Here is an 18,579-nt window from a genome sequence, read left to right on the forward strand (position 1 = left end):
TTTCAAAAAACAACCATGCCACCCATTTTTAAAAAACAACCAAAAAACAACCATGCAAACAACCATGCCACCCATTTCTCTAATGAAAACAAACATGCCACCCATTTCAAAAAACAACCATGCCACCCATTTTTAAAAAACAACCAAAAAACAACCATGCAAACAACCATGCCACCCATTTCTCTACAAACAACCATGCCACCCATTTCTCTAAACAAAAAAACAGCCTCTTTCAACATTCATTGCGGTAGTCTTTTATAGTTATTCAAACGCATAAATTGAAATTTTTTCAATTTATGCGGCTTTAGATTGTGAAATATGAGGAGTCTGGTCGTTTTAAACCCATGGCAGAAGCTTGATATCAATCAAGTGGGAAATTACTTACAGGTAATTGAAGAAATTAAACTTTAAGCACACAACCAGCGTTGGCAGTTTGCTGCACCGTGGCGGCGTTTTCGGTCTAAATGTTCACAGTATTCAGTTAATGCCGGTAAGGCACCTACCGCCCCTTTAAATAAATGGCCAAATTCGCTAGTAATTTTAAGCCAGTTGTCTGCAGGAATATTAAGTCTAGTTAGGATATGTTGACTGTTTGAACTGATGGATCCGCGCTTATCTTCTCGTATGATTCGACCGGTATCTTCAACAAGCATAATGTAATCCTTCACACTGAACATTAATCCGTTAGGCATGTTCAGGCGGTCATTACCTACAAACGGCACTAATTCTGCTGGCTGCTCACCTTTTATGGCTGAGTGAATTCTTCGCTGGATGCTGGTGTGATCTGAAGTTTCAGGTGTTGTCGCCATTTTGGCGCGAATGGGGTTTAAATCAACATACGCCATACAAGCTAATACGGCTACTTCATCAAGTAATGCTTGGGATTTAAAGCGTCCTTCCCAGAAGCGACCCGTACAGTTGTCTTCTTTATTGGCCTGCCTGGCAATTGGCTCACTGAGTGAGCGCATAAACCAACTGATGTCGATTAAGCGATGACGATATTCGGTAATACACTCATTAACAGTTCCAATTTCAAAATCATTAAGGTCTTCATTGTTAACAAATTTCTGTGTCAGTAACGTCCCTTTAAAGCCTTTATGCCATTGAACAAGTACTGCTTTATCAGACCAGCTTTTGACTTTATCAGCATTCACTTTAAGGACAACATGCAAGTGATTACTCATGACCGCATAGGCACAGATTTCAATCGCAAAGATAGTCGAAAGTTCTAGAATGCGAGAGTCAACCCACTGCCGGCGATGTTCATAGTTTTCACCTGTTGTACTATCAATGCCACATAAAAATGCTTTACGTACAACACGTGAACAGCAGTGATAGTAAGGCGTGTCATCTAAACTCACGATCGTTTGTCTTGGTCTGGCCATCATTCATTACATGCAATTAAATAAAGGTAATTAAATATTAGACCAGTGCGCAAATATTCGCCAATAATTATGGGTGGCTTTATTATTTTTAGAGGTTGCTGAATAAATATAAAAATTAAAGCTAAAAAAACCAAAAATAATTGCTAGCCGGTTATCATCTTTTAGTCATCAGAACATTTATAGTGAGAACTGTCTATTTGATATGGAGTGATGATGGCAAATATAAAAGAACAAAAGTTACTTTACCATTTAACAAGTTTAAAAAATCTACCATCTATATTGGAAAAAGGCTTATTAGCTCGTAGTGAATTACAAAAATTCGATGATGTTGCAGATCCAGAAATTCTTATTGGACGAGAAAAACTTGGGTTGGAAAAAATGGTTCCTTTCCATTTTTTTTCAAGAAATCCTTTTGACGGGAACGTACAAAGTAAAAATCCGAAGACAGATTTTATACTTATCTCAATATCAAGAACATTTGCAGCGGCCAATGAGTGGAATATTATTCCACGCCATCCTCTTGCTGGGCTAGAGTTGAAAATATTAAGTTACGTAGCTGGAATGGAAGAAATTGACTGGGAGGTTATGGACCGAAGGGATTATTCGAATGCACATTCAAAGAGTGTATGTATGGCTGAATGCCTATCTCCAATAACCATCTTGCCTAATGATTTTTTTAGCCTGTTTGTAGCAAATACAGTAGTTAAAAGTACGGTAGAAAAGCTATTAGTCGAAAAAGGGATACCGATGAACGTTAACGCAAATCCACGTATGTTTTTAAATTAACATTATTCAAAATTTGAGCCCTTAATTAAATAGTAATGCCGTTCGGTTAAGCTTTTTATTCAGCCTAAAAAAATAAAGCACCTAGCGTTTCCACGTTCAGTGCTTTATATACCATCCAAATATCCGTTAAGATATAAGCCTCAAATTTCTTAACCGAACGGCATTGTTTAATTAAATAGGGGCTTTTTTGTCCAACCATCCTTGTTCAGTGATCCGCTGTAATGCAGCTAAAATATGACTCGTTTTCATCTTAGCTTTTCTTGGGTTCCACTGATGCACTTTTTTGACTAATTCATCAGAATTAACAACACCATTAATTTCTTGAGTGGCTACCCAGTGAACAGTTGATAATAGCTCCATGCCATTAGGCGATTCAAACCCATCTACCAACTGTCTTACCGCATTAAATCTTGATTGTGTTTTGGGGTGTTTATCTAAATAAGCGATCGCCTCAACAGCAGCATCATTTTTTAAATTTATTGGTGTATCAGGTTTATTTTGCCCATCTGCATAGCCACTAATAAAATGCCCTTCCATCTTATCCAGTACATGGCGAAGCACATCGGCATAAGGACCGTAATGGTGCTTTTGAAAATGTACTTGATTTAAATGTTCACCAGAAGCTGTTAAGAAATAAACAAGTTTTTGGATTTCAAGTAAAGAAAGGCGATAGTTATAGCCAGTTTGAACATATTTATCAATTAATCCCAAAACGGCAGCTCGCCCAATGGTCATTCTTGGACGGCGGGTTTTATTTGGCATAGTTTCTGCCGTTGGGGCTATCTGAGGAGGGTATACACGCCATTCTACATCAGCCATATCACTCAAGTGCTGATTAATTAACGCTTCAACCTGCGGCCATGGCAAGCCGCCTAAGCCACTCCCTAATGCGGGAATAGCGACAGATTGTAGCTGTAACTTAGAAACCTCTACTTTTAAATCTTCTAAGCCCTGCTCAATATACTCAATCTTAGATTTACCTTTCCAGTGCGCTTTAGTCGGAAAGTTAATAATGTAATAAGGAGCACTCAAAGACTCAGTAGAAACAATTAATACTTTACCTGTGGTAAGTTGATCATGATCACAAGCTGTTTTATAAACTTTAAAGTTATCAGGAAAAGCTTTTTTAAATTGCAACGCCAAGCCTTTTCCCATTACTCCTACAGTATTAACTGTATTAATAATGGCATCTGCCTGATCATGTAATATATTGCCTTTCACATAAGTAATCATTGCAACTTTCTCTATTAATAATACCACTCAGGTTTAACAACAACCTCTGGTTTATGCTTTGCATTAATAAGTAACCTTGTTACTTCTTCTGCTAATTCTGGCGTTTTTACGCCAATTTGTCGAATACAATTCCACGCAACTGATTGATGAGCTAAAAACTCAGCCTGTTTTTCTTCTTTATAGTTTTGCCAATATTTGCTATGAATCTTCTGATAATCTAGCTCATTCAAACGCTTAAAATCATCAATCTGCTCTGCATAAGCAAGATCTGCATGAATATCAGTAAAAAAACAAGAAGGGTTGGTTTGAAGGATTGTGTCAGTGTCACTTATTAAGTGGAGTATTCCATCCTGGCCGCCGTTATAATTATCATGCCCTTGGTAAATTACATATAGCATGACCGAACGAGGACAAAAGTTAAAAGGTACATATTCACCAATAAAACCGCTCGCAGCGACAACCACTGGATGTGCTAAACGCCTTTCCTTAATATGACTATAACCAATATTTTGACTAACCAATCCAAGCTCAATTCGCTTAGCATCTGACCACAAGCATCCTTGTTCAATAATTCCGGTTAGATTATCAATATGTGTTATATGGGAGACTTTGGTAGTCATGTATATTTGATCCTTAACTCAACCAGACTAGTCATCAAAAAAAAGTTTATTCAGTAACATTATCATACAGCTTGAGACTCTACAGTTCACATTCTCTAAAAACATTAGCTACCATAAGCAATTAGTTAGTTTCTGACTTAATAGGTAGAAGGTAAGGCTTAACCATATGCTATTTTGTAAATACTTATCTACCAATCATTGTAAGAAGAAGCTCAAAAACATATTGCAGGTAGGCTTTTAACACTTATTGGCTTGCTCATTAGCGATTTTAATTAAGTCTAAAGAATTATCACTAAACTTCCCAGTAGTCCATAAGGCAAAAGTTAGGCCTCTCAGTATGTTCAAGTGCATACTTCTTAAAGGTTCGAATTCTTTGATGAATCCAGCGTTCAATTTATTCATGTGTAACTTAGCCCATAGCACTTTACTTTTGATCATACCGACGAGTATTTGTATAAGCGTGATATGTTCAGTCATCATTGATGAAGAGCATAAATTTAATGTTAGAAATTTTCAAATGATTTAGTCATATAAGAATTTGGTTAAAATATCAAATTTGTACTGTTTTATCGTCTGCTGTAAACGCGCACGCATCGTCCTCTGTTTTCAGTATCCCATCAAAATTGATCGTTCTTTTTGCTGGATGGCATGACTTCGTAAAAATACGCTCTTCGGCAAACTTGCTATACGGCTCACCCAATCCATACATGACTAGAACTTAGATTAAAAGATCTCGAAGGTGACAGATTACCTGACAAGCGGAAACTTACGAATAACCGATGTAGTATTTACATTACACCGCAGGGTTGCCGGGCCTAAAGGCCCAGTTCCGAAATATAATTTTTTTCTTAAAAAACCTAAACATTTCGGCTAGCGTCTCTGCTTCCCGTACGTTTTTCTTGTTCTGAACAAATTCTTTAGCAAATGAAATCCTGGAGCGAATTGAACGCCAGTTTAGGCTTATGAGCGGGCTAAGCTCTGAGTGCCCTTGTTGATTTATTAGGCTTGGCTCTGCACAAGATAAAAAAACGTCTCGGGCGGCTTTTCTCTTGCTTACTTCTCTTTGGCCGTTCAAAGAGAAGTAAAGTCGCCGTCAAGGGCGAAATACCAACAATAAAAGTTACAATAAAAGCTTACGAATAACCGATGCGGTATTTGCATTACAACGCAGAGCTGCCGGGCCTAAAGACCCAGTTCCGAAAATATAAGTATTTTGCTTAAAAAAACCTAAATATTTCGATTAGCGTCTCAGCTTCCCGGAATATTGGGGACATCCAATAGTTTTAAAGTGACAGCGTAAAAATTTTAAATAACCCTATGGATATTCTGAATTTAATTTTCAAAGATAGATGAAATTAAAACCAGTAAAAACAACAAAGCCCCGATATACGGGGCTTTGGGTGGAATAATTAACAACCTGAAACGGGCTAAAACATTACTCTATGTTTTGCACCTGCTCACGCATTTGTTCGATTAATACTTTGCACTCTACGGCTGCTGCGGTGATCTCACTGTTAATCACTTTTGAGCCTAGGGTATTTGCTTCACGGTTAAATTCCTGCATCATAAAGTCCAAACGACGTCCTACGGGACCGCCTTTTTTTAATACTTTACGGCTTTCTGAAATATGCGAATCTAAACGATCCAGCTCCTCCGCTACATCGGTTTTCTGTGCCAGTATTACGAGTTCCTGCTCAACACGCGTGCTGTCTAATTCTACTTTGGCATCTTCGAATTTTTTAAGAATACGCGCTTTCTGCCATGCCTGCACTTCCGGCATAAATGAACGTACTTTATTTGCCTGTTCGCCGATAGCGGTTAAACGCTGCTCTATAAATGCCGCCAAATTAGTGCCTTCAGCAGCACGTGCATCAATAAATTCATGAAGTGTTTGTTCAAAACCGACCATTAGCTCAAGGGTGACGACATCCAGGTCCTGCTCAGGTGTCTGCATTACGCCAGGCCAGTTCAGAACATCAATTGCGTTAAAGGTGCCGCTGCCGGCTTTATCCAGTATCCATTGGGTATTTTGGATCACTTGCGCGGCTAATTCCTGATTCATGCTTAATGCATTACCATTGCTGCTGCTTGCTTCAAAACGCAGGCTACATTCGATTTTCCCGCGTTGTATTTTCTTGCGGAAAATATCTTTTAAGTTAACTTCAAGACCGCGAAACTGCTCAGGAAGACGAAAATAGCTCTCTAAATAACGCTGGTTAACTGAGCGAATCTCCCACACCGCAGTGCCCCAATCACCTTTGAATTGTTTGCGCGCAAATGCTGTCATACTGTAGATCATAATTACCTCTCTGAATTTGAATAAACAGTATAACTGAGTGATCCGTAAAGATGCTACGATAACCTGTTGAGGATCTTATTTAAGCAGATAATGGTTAATAACGGTGATACTTTTAATCGCTATCAGTATTGATAAATATAAATTTTCAGGAAATTTTTAATGAATAAAGAGATCCCTTGTCATCTTATTGCGGGTTTTTTGGGCTCGGGTAAAACGACTTTTATCAAACAGTTATTAACTTATAAACCGGCCGGTGAAAAATGGGCGGTATTAGTGAATGAAACGGGTAATAACCACTATTCCGATCAGCATTACAAAACAAATAATATATTTATTAGTGAAGTTTATGGCGGTTGTTTATGCTGCAGTGCGGGCATGCCGTTTCGAGTGGCGCTTAATAATTTAATTAAACAGGTCAGACCCGACCGATTGTTTATCGAGCCATCGGGTGCAGGGCATTTGAGTAATATTAAGCAGTTGCTGCAGGGGCCTTTTTATCAGCAAGTTGTGCAGCTAAAACCCGTTATTTGTATCTTATCCGAGCAGCAATTATTGAATGAAAAATATGCTGGCAATGAAGGGTATCGGGCATTGGCAGCTCAAGCCGATAAACTCTGTATTAAAAGCAGTTTAAGCTCTGATCTGGCGACAAAAATGGCTGATAAATATGCACAGCCACTCTATTTTTTACAGGGAACAAAAGCAGATTTAGACTTTATTGAATTGCTTTAATCTTCGGCGCATTAAAGTAATAGCCGGTGATATTTTTGTTCTGGCAAAATTGTTGCAGTTTTGTCTGAATCTTCAGTACGTCATCCAGTGGATACGGCGCTTTATGCTCGGTACCCCAAACAACCCCTGGCCAGCATGGATCTGTGGTGGTGCGAGCAATTATATGAAGATGCATTTGCGCGACTATATTGCCGATACTGGCCACATTTAATTTATCGCAAGCAAAGTGTTGAGTGATAAATTCACTGATAATATTGCTTTGTTGAGTCAGTTTTTGCTGCTCCTGTTCCGTTAACCGGTAGAGCTCCGTTTGAGTGGTATTAGGGACAATAACCATCCACATAAAATAGCGGTTATTGAGTAATAGCCATAAACAATCTTCACTCTCAGCTAATCTATAACAGTCTTTTTGTAGATTTGGATCTAATTCAATGCTCATTTTCTTCCCCTTTAAACGGTTTCTCACCGATTGTAGTCAAATACTATGTATTAGTAGCAGCTTAATTTAATCACCGTATAAGCCTTATAATTTGCCAAGTATACTCGGACCCCGTTGATTTTTAATGCTATAGAAAAATTATTTACATTATGTCTGCGAAGAAAAGGATTTTAAAATCAATGATTCACTTCTCTAAAGTTGCTAGACTCACTTCTTTGATCCGTTGTAATTGGATAAGATGATTGGAAAGCAAAGAGCATTTGATATTTGCAGCTCTTGCTATTATTTATAACACAAGGAAATCGCGATGAAGTTTAGCCCGTGCACCGATAATTGCACTAAAGATGGTACGCATTGTAAAGGATGCGGGCGCAGCCATCAGGAAATTCAATCAATGTCTGCCATTGGTGTGCAACTACTCAATCACCTGATTGAATATGATTATGATGATCCGGAGGTATTCGTTGAGATTGTCAGTAATAAGTCAGTAAAGCGGCTTCTAAAGCATCAACAAAAAAAGTGTAAATAATATGGCTAAAAATGATCCGGAGATATTCTTAGAGATTGTCAGTAATAAATCATTACAGCGGCTTCTAAGGCATCAACAAAAAAAGTGTAAATAATATGGCTAAAAATAATCCGAAAACTATTTCTCCAGAAACACAAAATGAAGCAATGCAGTTTGCCAAAAAGACCAATAAGCCCGGGCAAAGCAAAGAACAAACGCGGTTAATTGCCTTAGGCATTCAAAAAGGTATCGCTGAATATAAAAAAAATGTTAAAAGTAAACAGCGTGAAGCCGATAAAGCCAGTAAAAAAAGGAAAAGTCAGCAAACACTCACAACAGAAGATGCACAATCACCCGTTGTAACGAAGCCCCGTTATAATATTTTACCTTGGGGTTTGTTGCTGCTTAGTTGGGCTGCGATGGCTGTCTATTTTATAACAACGGGTTAACTAAAACGCAGTTGTTAAAAATTAATTAGATTCTACAGATACAATTTACACTAGAAATAGTAAGGAAATCAAAATGGTCTCAGTTATCGTAAATGGTGCAAAAGGGCGTATGGGCAGTGAAGCTGTTAATGCGATAAATAACGACCCGGAACTGCAATTGGTTGGGCAGTGTGATGTTGGTGATGACTTAACCCTGCTTATTATGGAGTCTGGTGCACAGGTGGTGGTTGATTTGACTGCGGCTTCTGCCGGTTTTAATAATACCAAAACTATTTTAAATGCCGGTGCTCGGCCTGTTGTTGGTACAAGTGGCTTTCAAGTTGAACAGGTGATCGAGCTGCAGACATTAGCGACGGAGAAAAATTTGGGTGGTTTAATTGCACCTAATTTCTCCGTGGGCGCTGTCTTGATGATGAAATTTGCTGCTGAAGCGGCCAAATATCTACCCGATGCTGAAATTATCGAAGCGCACAGTACGCAAAAAGAAGAGAGCCCTTCCGGCACGGGTATTCGCACCGCAGAGTTAATTGCACAAGCGCGCACTAAAAACGCGACTGCCTTTAATGATAAAGAGCTAATCGAGGGCGCTCGCGGAGCCGAGTTGCATGGTGTGAAACTACATTCTATCCGCTTACCCGGAGTAGTTGCACAACAAACGGTTTTCTTTGGCGGTTTGAGTGAAACCTTAAAGATTGAGCATAACTCGGTGCATAGAGAGTCATTTATGCCGGGTATTTGTCTGGCCTGTAAGCAGGTCGTAAAACGTAATGAATTAGTTTATGGCTTAGAGCATTTGATGGATTAGTTTATTGTAACTTTATTTTACTGGAGTATTCACGGGTTTATTTCAGTAAAATAATTGGAGTTAATGCACGGAAAGAGCGTTATAAATTGAACTTTTATCATTATTTTCGATCATATCAACCGGATATGCCCTTTAATAAGGGAGATAACCGCGGTTATTTCCCCAAATAGAGTTAAAAAATGACCTTAAAACACCAATTTAGAAATTTTGATCAATTTCGCCGCAGTAAAATGCCCAACCTTGAAACCGCCTTTTATCGACTTTTCAGTAATACAGCAAATTTAGAAAAGCATAAACTCGCAAAAGATAAAGTAAAACATATTCTCCTGATTCGTAATAATAAGCGTATTGGCAATATCTATTTTTTATTACCTTTTGTCCGCCAGATTCGTGCCGCTTATCCCGATGCGCGCATTGATATGATGCTCAATGAACCATGGCAAAGTAATATTTTTAATAATTTAGGCATCAATCAGTTCTATTATTCCCACTTTTCTTTTCAGGGGATTTTTAAGTTTTTAAAAATGCTCAAAGAAGTAAAAAAAGTCACTTACGATATGATTTTACTGCCTCGGACTTCCGCTGGAGATACGGTTATAACAGCACTCTTAGATGGACGAAATAAAGTTTCAAGCTATCATCCCCAGCGTAATCTAGTTTGTAGGCACGCCGTCCGTATAGAGAACCGAAGAAAGCATGCTTCTCTTGGCCCTTTGTCCATTTTGGAAGGATTAGGTCACACCCTTGTTGAGCCTCTTTTGCACACTTTGGAATTTACCCAGAAGGAGCTCGATAGCGGGTTGCAAGTCAGTCGGGATTTGCGCAATAATCAGGAACATTTAACTATTGCCTATTTTAGAGGCGCCCGCGGGGATAAATTGTTATCCGACAAAACCTGGTTAACTATTTTATCAAAATTTGAAATAGCCACAAATCAACAGGTTCAGTGGGTAGAGATATTAAGCCCGGATATTAGCAGTCCAATAAAAACGGGCGTAAAAACCTTTCAGACCGCCGATCTGCGTCACTTAGCTGCTGTGCTTAAGCATTTAGATGCTTTTATCTGCTGCGATACCGGGCCGCTGCATTTAGCGGACGCAGCAGGAGCAAGCTGTATTGGTTTATACAGCCACACTAATTCAAATAGTTTTGGCGTGATTGGTGAAAATACAATTAATGTTGCGGATATAGAAAACCTGGATGCGCAGGCAATAGGCAAAAAATTAAATCTTTTTTAGTGGTGTTCGCAGCTGAAGATTAATTATTCGCCTGTTATTGTGCTGATAGCGACGGTTTTTAACCCTAATCTACCAACTTCATGAAAATCAGTATTAATAATAGGATATTGGCAAATAACCCAAGCAGGTAAAAGTAAGATCGCGGGCTTGGGTTTTTTTCCGTAGAGATAAGATAGTACAATATCATGTGCATGATACGTGCCAGAGCATAAACCCAGACAGTCAGCGCGGTCCAAAAGGGATCAAGGTTGATTAAAACAGCTAAAAAGGCACTGCCGAGAAAAACACTGATATTCTCTAAAGAGTTTTCCAGGGTGCGATTAGCACGGTAGACAAAGCTCTCATGCCCAAGTGCAGGATCTATTTTACCCGGAATATGGTTAGGCAATCTCGCTTTGCTCATATTTGCGACAAAAGATTGCACTACTAGGGTCAGCAAAACCACAAGTAAGCCGCTAAATGCTAAATCGTACACTGTAAAATCCATAGGTATCTCTCATTTTTTATTCGTTGTGTTTAAAAGAATAGTCTCATAATCATTTAGCAGTTGCTCCCTTTTCAGAATAGCAGCATTTGTCTATAGATCTTTCTGTAGTAGTAAATCGGTTTGAATATCACCGGCCATATTAAAAGGGTGGGTGCCTATTTGATAAAATCCCATTTGTTTATAAAAGTGTAATGCAGGAATATTATTTTCCCAAACTCCTAACCAGATAAAGTCTTTATTCTTTTTCCGGGCCAAATCACCAGCAAAATCCATCAATTCTTTACCTAATCCGTTGCGTAAAAAAGACTTACGAATATAAAAACGTTCAATCTCTAATGCATTAGAATCCTTAATATCGGTTTGTGCGCTCATTACATTTACTTTTAAAAAACCAGCCACTTTTTCTGCAACGCAGATAAAATAGAAACTACTATCGGGATGATTCAGTTCAGCCTGCAATTTTTCTTTATTTAAGGCATCCTGAAAATATTGGGTCATTAAGGTTTCACTGTTGCTCTCTGAAAATGTATCTCTATAGGTTTCAATCGAGATCGAACGTAATAAATCCAGCTGATTTTGTTTACAAATTTTAATATTGTTTGGCATTGTTCTCATCCGGTTTTTAATCTATGACAATCTGCATTATTAATATTAAAGGTATTTATTGCTTGAGTCATATTGTCTGTGCACATTAATTAAACATCATGACGGCTAATAAGCAATCTTCGACCAACCTCTGAATTTTTATTTTTAGCTGTTTCGATCTTTGATAAATGCATAAAAAGGCTGTTTATTGAACATTAACAGTGCTAATTTCAAACGGTTTTATTAAAGTATGTTGTTTATACATTCATTCATTATCTTTTTTAATAGGCGTTTTTATGAAATTAGAATCACTCGCGTTACACTGCGGTTATGAATCCGAAGCCACGACTAAAGCTGCGGCTGTGCCCATTTATCTAACCACTTCCTACACCTTTGACGATACTCAGCACGGTGCAGATCTGTTTGATTTAAAGGTCCCCGGTAATATTTATACGCGGATCATGAATCCCACCACGGATGTGCTGGAAAAACGGGTCGCAGCGATGGAGGGCGGAATTGGTGCTCTTGCGGTGGCATCGGGTATGTCAGCAATCACTTATGCGATACAATGTATATGTGAAGTTGGTACTAACATTGTGAGCAGCAGTCAACTCTATGGCGGCACTTATAACCTCTTTGCTCACTCATTACCTAAGCAGGGTATCGAAGCCCGGATGGTCAACTTTGATGATTACCAGGGTTTTGAGGATGCAATAGATGAAAATACGCGGGCCGTTTTTTGTGAGTCAATTGGCAATCCTGCTGGTAATATAGTTGATCTTGCAAAGCTTGCTCAGATTGCCCATAAACACGGTGTCCCTCTGATTGTGGATAATACCGTCGCAACACCGGTATTATGCCGTCCATTTGAGTTTGGTGCTGATATAGTGGTGCATTCACTGACTAAATATATTGGCGGTCACGGTACCTGTATTGGCGGTATTATTGTTGATTCAGGCAAGTTTGACTGGGTCGCGAATAAAAAACGCTTTGCTATTTTAAATGAACCGGATCCTTCTTATCATGGTGTCGTTTATACCGAAGCATTAGGTGCGGCTGCTTATATTGGCCGCTGCCGTGTTGTACCACTGCGCAATACCGGTGCCGCGATTTCACCCATGAATTCGTTTCAAATTATGCAGGGTTTAGAAACCTTGTGTTTACGCATGGAGCGGCACTGTGAAAATGCCGAGAAATTAGCTGCTTACCTCAGCACACATGAAAAAGTCGAGTGGGTTAACTACGCCGCACTTAAAAGCAGCCCTTATTATTCAATCTGTCAAAAAATATGTGCCGGTAAGGCTTCCGGTATTTTAAGCTTCGGTATTAAAGGCGGCGCGGTATCCGGCGGTCAATTTATTGATGCGCTGCAAATGATTTTACGCTTAGTCAATATAGGTGATGCTAAGTCGTTAGCCTGTCACCCGGCTTCAACAACTCATCGCCAGCTGAATGCCGATGAGTTAAAAGCCACCGGTGTCAGTGAAGATTTGGTCCGTATCTCAGTGGGCATTGAAAACATTGATGATATTATTGCCGATGTTGAGCAAGCCTTAGCAAAAGTGTAAAAACGACTGAGCCGATATAGCAGCAAGTGAAATATATCGGCTTTTTATAACGGTTATAATTTTTAATGAGTAGAGAGGTAAACCTATTGTTGAATGATCCCAAAGTGCTTAGTGAAGCAATTAATCAGGTTATGCCCTTTGGTAAATATGCAGGTCGTAAGCTGATTCATCTGCCGGAGCCTTACTTAGTCTGGTTTAATAGCAAAGGTTTTCCTGAAGGAAAACTGGGCCGGCAGTTGGCGTTGATCTATGAAATAAAATTAAACGGGCTGGAGAAAATGTTAGCCCCTTTAGTCAAAACCGGTGGTTTTGAGAATAAAAGCTATCACTAGGAGATTGCTTTTGTAATGCTCGTTTTATTTTATTATTAATCGCTTAGGCTAAAATATTTAAATTTTAAGCAAACTTTTATGCGCATTGCCATTATCACAGTGCGTATCAATATTGGCGGTTAAAATAAAGGCTAATATCATTTTTTGATGCGCAATGACCGACTATTACTCAATCACCCGCCCGGCGATCATCCATTTTCCTACTCGAAGAGCATTTTTGTGTAAATCCGCATGCTTATTAAGCTTATTTTTGATAGCATCAAATGATTGTTTTATTCACGAGAAAATGCATAAATGACTGCTCAAAAAATTCGTATTGCGACTCGCCATAGCCCTCTGGCTATGTGGCAAGCTAACTTCATTAAATCGGAACTTTTAAAATATCACCCGAATTTAATCGTTGAACTTTTACCGATGAAAACTAAAGGCGATATAATACTAGATACCCCTTTAGCTAAAGTGGGCGGAAAAGGTCTTTTTGTTAAAGAGTTAGAAGTTGCCATATTAGAAGGGCGAGCGGATATCGCGGTACATTCGATAAAGGATGTGCCCGTTGATTTCCCCGAGGGATTAGGGTTAACGACTATTTGTAAACGAGAAGATCCCCATGATGCTTTTGTTTCCAATCATTATAAGCAGTTGAATGAGCTACCAGAAGGTGCAATTGTTGGTACCTGCAGTCTGCGCCGTCAATGCCAGATTCTAGCTTTACGCCCGGACCTTATCATTAAAAATTTGCGTGGTAATGTGAATACACGTTTACGTAAGTTAGATGAGGGTCAATACGATGCTATTATTTTAGCCGCAGCGGGTTTAATGCGTTTAGAAATGCAACATCGAATTACCGCTTTGATCGCACCTGAAGTTAGCCTTCCCGCCGTAGGGCAAGGCGCAGTAGGAATTGAATGCCGTTTGAATGACGAGCAGACTATTACCCTATTAAAACCACTTGAAGATCCACAAACGCGCATAAGAATAACGGCCGAACGGGCAATGAATCTCAAATTGCAGGGCGGTTGTCAGGTGCCTATTGGGAGCTTTGCCATACTTGAAAATGAGCAACTATTTTTACGCGGTTTAGTTGGCAGCGTGGACGGGAAACAGATTATCCGCAAAGAAATAACCGGCCATCAGAATGATGCGCAGCAATTAGGTATTACCCTTGCTGAGGAATTATTAGCCTGTGGCGCAGAAGAAATTCTTGCTGAAGTTTATAAAAATCAATGAAAGAAGCACGTTTATTAGTGACACGTTTCGCTCCTCATGCGCAACGCTTAGCGAACTTACTCAATGCGCAGGGGACAGTTGCCTTTGCGCAACCTTTGTTAACACTCCAAAAAACAGTAGAATTTAACTGTGTCAGTAAAGTGTTGGCAAAAAATTATGATTATATTATCGCGGTAAGTCCCAATGCGGTTGATTATACGGATCAGGCTCTGGCGGGCATCAATTGGCCGCAGACTGAATATTTAGCCGTTGGTAAAGCGACACAGGCTAAGCTAAAAACAGCAACCGCGCAGAATGTCGTTGTGCCCGAAAAATGCTTTGATAGTGAAGGGTTACTTGATTTGCCCTTATTACTGAATTTACAGGGTAAGCATATCCTTATTTTACGCGGATTGGGCGGCCGAGAGTTGCTCTGTGACACATTAACGCAGCGTGGGGCAATCGTTGATTATTATCAGCCTTATCAACGTGTTGCTATTGTATTATGTGGGGAAGCTTTAATAAAAGAATGGCAACAACAAAATATTAATGGTGCTATTATCAGTAGTATTGAATTATTAGAAAGGTTAATGACCGTTGTGCCGCTTGCCGCGCATGAATGGTTGAGAACGCTTACTATTTATGCCCCAAGTGAGCGTATACTCGATCAGGCAAAACGTTGGGGCTGGTCAAATACAAAAGTACTTCCCGGTATGTCTGATCAGCAAGTTATTGATTATTTTAAACATTAATAAAAAAAAGATAGTCATGTATATTAGTAATTAAACTTTTTTGACTAAAAAATGTGAGGGTGGTTATGACCAAAAGTAACAATGATAATGAAGAAATAATCGATAATGAGGATCTCAAATCTGACTTTCCGGCTGCTGAATCAGAAAACATCCCTGTAAATAAAAAGCCCAACAGCAGTAAATCAGCGCTGTTTATTGCTTTATTAGCACTGTTCCTGATTGTTATTTTAATTTTTTCGGGCGGTTATTTCTATAAATTGAATAAAACGCTAACGGATCAGCAGCAAGCTAAAATGGCTCAGTTGAATAGCAGTTTATCTTCTCAGGAAGCCACCCTCAATCAACAAAACGCAGCGTTACAGTCGGCATTAGTGCAGGTTAATCAGCAACTTCGACAAGTAACAAATCAAAATAAGCTCTATAGTAGCGATCTTCAGTCTTTACAACGCCGCGTGGCAGAAACAACCGTTCGTCATCCAAATGATTGGATCCTGACTGAAGTGGAATACCTGATACGTTTAGCGGGCAGTAAAATTTGGTTAGAGAGTGATTTGGCAACCGCCGTTGCGCTGCTTAGCGCTGCTGATCAGCGTCTGCTGGTATTAAGCGACCCCAGTCTCAATCCATTGCGCTCTGCATTGTTAGAAGATATTAACAGTTTACAATCTTTACCGAAACGCGATCCCGACGGTCTGATTTTAGCGCTTTCCAATCTTGAAAGTAGGGCGGATAAATTGCTGCTTGTGGGGTTAAGTTTATCGACATCCGAGAGCAAAGATACAAGCGAAATTTCAACTGATATTAAAGATTGGAGTGAAAATTTATCCAAATCATGGAGCAGTTTTGTTGAGAGTTTTGTGGTTATCAATAAACGTGAGGTGAAAGTACAAGCGTTACTTTCTCCTGAACAAAAGTGGTATTTGCAGGAGAATTTACGCGCGGAGCTGGCCAAGGCTGAGTTTGCCGTTTACCGTGAACAGCAGGATATTTATGACCTGGCGCTGCAAAATGCCTCTGATTTATTAACGGATTATTATGATTTAACCGATAATGCCACCAATTATTTTTTCAAATCTATTCAGGACTTAAAGAAGCAAAAGGTTTCCGTCGATTACCCTGATCAGCTAAAAAGCGCGCCGGTACTGGCGAGTATAATGACACAGCGGGTAAAAAAATCACTCGCTAATTCGACTGAAGAATAGGGAGAATATTATGATTCGAATTATTATAGTCATTGCAGCACTGATCGCCGGATTATTTTTTGGCCCTGAAATCAGCACTAATAAGGGATATATTTTAATTTCCCTTGATACCTATACCACCTATGAAACTACTATTATCAATGCGCTTATTGCGACCGTTGTTTTTTATTTTTTATTGGGATTAATTGAATGGGTTTTACGTAAATTACTCTCAATGAGTTCTCTTACCCGCGGTTGGTTCGGTCAGCGTAAAACTAAAAAAGCACAGAAAAACAGTCTGTTAGGTATGCTAGCGCTGCTCGAAGGTAATAGTAAACAAGCACAAAAGTTATTGTCTAAATCAGCGGAGAAAACGGCAGCGCCTGCCTTAAATTATATCGCAGCAGCTCAAGCTGCGCAGCAGCAAAATGACTATGCATTACGTGACTCTTACCTGCAGCAGGCAACCAAAAGCCAAAAAGGGTGCAGCTTAGCCGTGGGGTTAGTCTGGGTTGAACTGCAGATCGAAGCAAAACAATTTGTTGATGCACAGCTGAAGCTTAAGGAGTTGGATAGCACCTTTCCGGGTAATAAACGCATTGCAAAACTATACTTAGATATTTATCCCGCATTAAATCAATGGGCTGATTATATCGATCTGTTAATCAAACAACGTAAGTATTTGTCCTTGGTTGATACTGAGTTTGAGGCCATTAAATTAAATGCTTATCAGCACCTTTTTAAGCAGTTGGCGCTGCAGAGTGGTGAGGCTCTGCAGGCGTTATGGAATGATAAATCATCACGCAGCATGCGCAAAGATATCGCTTACCAAAGCGCAATGTTAGATGCTTTTATTGAGGCGGAACGTTATGAATTTGCAGAGCATTTTTTAGTAGAAAAGCTTAAAGAACAGTTCAATTTACCCCTGCTTGCTTATGTGGACAAAATACAGATTACGGATAATAATAAGCTGATTTTAATCCTGGAGAAACAACTTAAAAAAGATTCTGAAAACGGTGCCATTCATCATGCGCTTGCGAAGTTAAAGTTAAATGAAAACAACGAATCAGCTGCGATTGAATATTTGCAAAAGGGGCTGGAACTGGATCCTAATGTCGACGATTTTGCGCTACTGGCTAACATTCTGGAAAAAGCGGATCGCATGGACGAGGCTAATAATTATTACCGCAAAGGCCTGTTATTATTTATGTCATCAAAATGAAACATTGATATCATAAATTATAAGCACAGCAGAGTAAGGTCAGATTTCTGACTTTTGAAGCCGAACGATTATACAAAGCAGAAGCCTCTTCTGCTTTTTTTTACAATTTTTAACAGGTAACCTTATGTCTATTCATCCCCTTTTTACACTCAGCGTTGAAAACAGCACTGCCTGCATCATTTTAACCCCTTGCCCCGGCACAAAAGGTGTCGATTTAGTAAATTCACTTCAGCAAATAAAAGCCTCCGGTGCGACGGCATTATTAACCTTTATGACCCAAAAAGAGCTGGATAAAAATCAGTTGTCTGATATCGGGAAAGCGAGCGAAGCACAGGGACTGCAGTGGTTTCATCTGCCTATTGTTGATGACGAAGCGCCCGGAAATCCGTTTTTGAAGGCTTGGAAGAGTGCCGGACCGATTGTGCATGATTTAATTGCACAGGGTAAAAGCATTGCTGTGCATTGCAAAGGGGGCTCCGGACGTACGGGCCTGATTAGCGCGCAAATCCTTATTGAACGCGGTGAAGCCTTAGCACCTCTTCTGGCGCGTATTCAGATTGTTCGGCCAAATGCATTTATGCATTTATGTCATCGTGATTACTTAACGGATCTGGCCAATAGTTTAAAATAAATCATTGATATTAATAGGATAGATGTTCATTGGACTGCTATCCTATTGCGGCCCACTCCCATTTTACAATCACTCTTCCTCTGAATTACGCCGGAAAATAATCATTTTTTAGCCAGTTGTA

The 18,579-nt window shown here is 39.4% G+C and carries 21 protein-coding genes; 13 read left to right on the forward strand and 8 right to left on the reverse strand.

The window, feature by feature from the left end; all coding sequences use genetic code 11:
* Nucleotides 1–2: 2 nt before the first annotated feature.
* Nucleotides 3–218: a hypothetical protein gene (locus CXF72_RS19610; RefSeq protein ID WP_198552596.1), complete on the reverse strand. Its 216-nt coding sequence runs from the start codon at nt 216–218 to the stop codon at nt 3–5.
* 189 nt (nt 219–407) lie between these two features.
* Entirely contained in the window at nt 408–1,385 is a 978-nt protein-coding gene (locus CXF72_RS12860; RefSeq protein WP_198552597.1) for a transposase, read from the reverse strand.
* Between the two features lie 210 nt (nt 1,386–1,595).
* On the opposite strand from CXF72_RS12860, the gene CXF72_RS12865 reads away from it, so the two are divergent.
* Nucleotides 1,596–2,171 (forward strand): DarT ssDNA thymidine ADP-ribosyltransferase family protein, encoded by a 576-nt coding sequence (locus tag CXF72_RS12865; protein WP_101039412.1) that lies wholly within the window; start codon nt 1,596–1,598, stop codon nt 2,169–2,171.
* A gap of 171 nt (nt 2,172–2,342) precedes the next feature.
* Here the strand turns inward: CXF72_RS12865 and darG are convergent, their stop codons facing one another.
* From darG to CXF72_RS12885, 3 genes are all read right to left on the reverse strand, one after another.
* Entirely contained in the window at nt 2,343–3,404 is a 1,062-nt protein-coding gene (gene darG, locus CXF72_RS12870) for a type II toxin-antitoxin system antitoxin DNA ADP-ribosyl glycohydrolase DarG (protein ID WP_101039413.1), read from the reverse strand.
* Between the two features lie 14 nt (nt 3,405–3,418).
* The gene (gene darT / locus CXF72_RS12875) at nt 3,419–4,024 is read right to left on the reverse strand and encodes a type II toxin-antitoxin system toxin DNA ADP-ribosyl transferase DarT (RefSeq protein WP_101039414.1); all 606 of its coding nucleotides are present in this window, start codon (nt 4,022–4,024) and stop codon (nt 3,419–3,421) included.
* A gap of 1,435 nt (nt 4,025–5,459) precedes the next feature.
* Nucleotides 5,460–6,323, reverse strand: a complete 864-nt coding sequence (locus CXF72_RS12885) for a YicC/YloC family endoribonuclease (RefSeq protein WP_101039416.1) — start codon at nt 6,321–6,323, stop codon at nt 5,460–5,462.
* 159 nt (nt 6,324–6,482) lie between these two features.
* Here CXF72_RS12885 and CXF72_RS12890 point away from each other — a divergent pair, with 159 nt between their 5' ends.
* Nucleotides 6,483–7,055: a GTP-binding protein gene (locus CXF72_RS12890; protein WP_101039417.1), complete on the forward strand. Its 573-nt coding sequence runs from the start codon at nt 6,483–6,485 to the stop codon at nt 7,053–7,055.
* Here CXF72_RS12890 and CXF72_RS12895 read toward each other — a convergent pair.
* A complete protein-coding gene (locus tag CXF72_RS12895; protein ID WP_101039418.1) occupies nt 7,039–7,494 on the reverse strand; it encodes an HIT family protein in 456 nt (151 codons plus the stop codon). The two genes, CXF72_RS12890 and CXF72_RS12895, sit on opposite strands and share 17 nt — an antisense overlap.
* A 307-nt stretch (nt 7,495–7,801) precedes the next feature.
* Here CXF72_RS12895 and CXF72_RS12900 point away from each other — a divergent pair, with 307 nt between their 5' ends.
* From CXF72_RS12900 to CXF72_RS12915, 4 genes are all read left to right on the forward strand, one after another.
* Nucleotides 7,802–8,023 (forward strand): DUF1289 domain-containing protein, encoded by a 222-nt coding sequence (locus tag CXF72_RS12900; protein ID WP_101039419.1) that lies wholly within the window; start codon nt 7,802–7,804, stop codon nt 8,021–8,023.
* 95 nt (nt 8,024–8,118) lie between these two features.
* Nucleotides 8,119–8,451, forward strand: a complete 333-nt coding sequence (locus tag CXF72_RS12905) for a DUF2956 domain-containing protein (RefSeq protein ID WP_101039420.1) — start codon at nt 8,119–8,121, stop codon at nt 8,449–8,451.
* A gap of 73 nt (nt 8,452–8,524) precedes the next feature.
* Nucleotides 8,525–9,256, forward strand: a complete 732-nt coding sequence (dapB, locus tag CXF72_RS12910) for a 4-hydroxy-tetrahydrodipicolinate reductase (RefSeq protein WP_101039421.1) — start codon at nt 8,525–8,527, stop codon at nt 9,254–9,256.
* 179 nt (nt 9,257–9,435) lie between these two features.
* Nucleotides 9,436–10,494, forward strand: coding sequence for a glycosyltransferase family 9 protein (locus CXF72_RS12915; protein ID WP_101039422.1), 1,059 nt, complete (start codon nt 9,436–9,438; stop codon nt 10,492–10,494).
* A 64-nt stretch (nt 10,495–10,558) separates the two neighbouring features.
* Here the strand turns inward: CXF72_RS12915 and CXF72_RS12920 are convergent, their stop codons facing one another.
* Nucleotides 10,559–10,981: an MAPEG family protein gene (locus CXF72_RS12920; protein ID WP_101039423.1), complete on the reverse strand. Its 423-nt coding sequence runs from the start codon at nt 10,979–10,981 to the stop codon at nt 10,559–10,561.
* Between the two features lie 90 nt (nt 10,982–11,071).
* Nucleotides 11,072–11,587: a GNAT family N-acetyltransferase gene (locus CXF72_RS12925; RefSeq protein WP_232784979.1), complete on the reverse strand. Its 516-nt coding sequence runs from the start codon at nt 11,585–11,587 to the stop codon at nt 11,072–11,074.
* A gap of 275 nt (nt 11,588–11,862) precedes the next feature.
* Between CXF72_RS12925 and CXF72_RS12930 the strand changes: the two genes are divergently transcribed.
* The 7 genes from CXF72_RS12930 to CXF72_RS12960 all read left to right on the forward strand — a co-directional run bounded on the left by CXF72_RS12930 (nt 11,863) and on the right by CXF72_RS12960 (nt 18,458).
* Nucleotides 11,863–13,134 (forward strand): O-acetylhomoserine aminocarboxypropyltransferase/cysteine synthase family protein, encoded by a 1,272-nt coding sequence (locus CXF72_RS12930; protein WP_101039425.1) that lies wholly within the window; start codon nt 11,863–11,865, stop codon nt 13,132–13,134.
* A 65-nt stretch (nt 13,135–13,199) separates the two neighbouring features.
* Complete coding sequence (locus CXF72_RS12935; protein ID WP_232784980.1) at nt 13,200–13,466, forward strand: DUF3820 family protein; 267 nt, start codon at nt 13,200–13,202, stop codon at nt 13,464–13,466.
* A gap of 294 nt (nt 13,467–13,760) precedes the next feature.
* Nucleotides 13,761–14,693 (forward strand): hydroxymethylbilane synthase, encoded by a 933-nt coding sequence (hemC, locus tag CXF72_RS12940; RefSeq protein ID WP_101039427.1) that lies wholly within the window; start codon nt 13,761–13,763, stop codon nt 14,691–14,693.
* Nucleotides 14,690–15,424 carry a uroporphyrinogen-III synthase gene (locus CXF72_RS12945; RefSeq protein WP_101039428.1) on the forward strand — a complete coding sequence of 245 codons (735 nt, stop codon included), beginning with the start codon at nt 14,690–14,692 and terminating at the stop codon, nt 15,422–15,424. Before hemC ends, CXF72_RS12945 begins: the two co-directional genes overlap by 4 nt.
* 65 nt (nt 15,425–15,489) lie before the next feature.
* Nucleotides 15,490–16,626, forward strand: coding sequence for a uroporphyrinogen-III C-methyltransferase (locus CXF72_RS12950; protein WP_101039429.1), 1,137 nt, complete (start codon nt 15,490–15,492; stop codon nt 16,624–16,626).
* A gap of 10 nt (nt 16,627–16,636) precedes the next feature.
* Nucleotides 16,637–17,827: a heme biosynthesis HemY N-terminal domain-containing protein gene (locus tag CXF72_RS12955; RefSeq protein WP_101039430.1), complete on the forward strand. Its 1,191-nt coding sequence runs from the start codon at nt 16,637–16,639 to the stop codon at nt 17,825–17,827.
* A 124-nt stretch (nt 17,828–17,951) separates the two neighbouring features.
* Nucleotides 17,952–18,458, forward strand: a complete 507-nt coding sequence (locus CXF72_RS12960) for a phosphatase domain-containing putative toxin (RefSeq protein ID WP_101039431.1) — start codon at nt 17,952–17,954, stop codon at nt 18,456–18,458.
* The last annotated feature ends 121 nt before the right edge of the window (nt 18,459–18,579 follow it).

The organism is Psychromonas sp. MB-3u-54, from assembly GCF_002836415.1.
Taxonomy (GTDB): Bacteria; Pseudomonadota; Gammaproteobacteria; order Enterobacterales; family Psychromonadaceae; genus Psychromonas.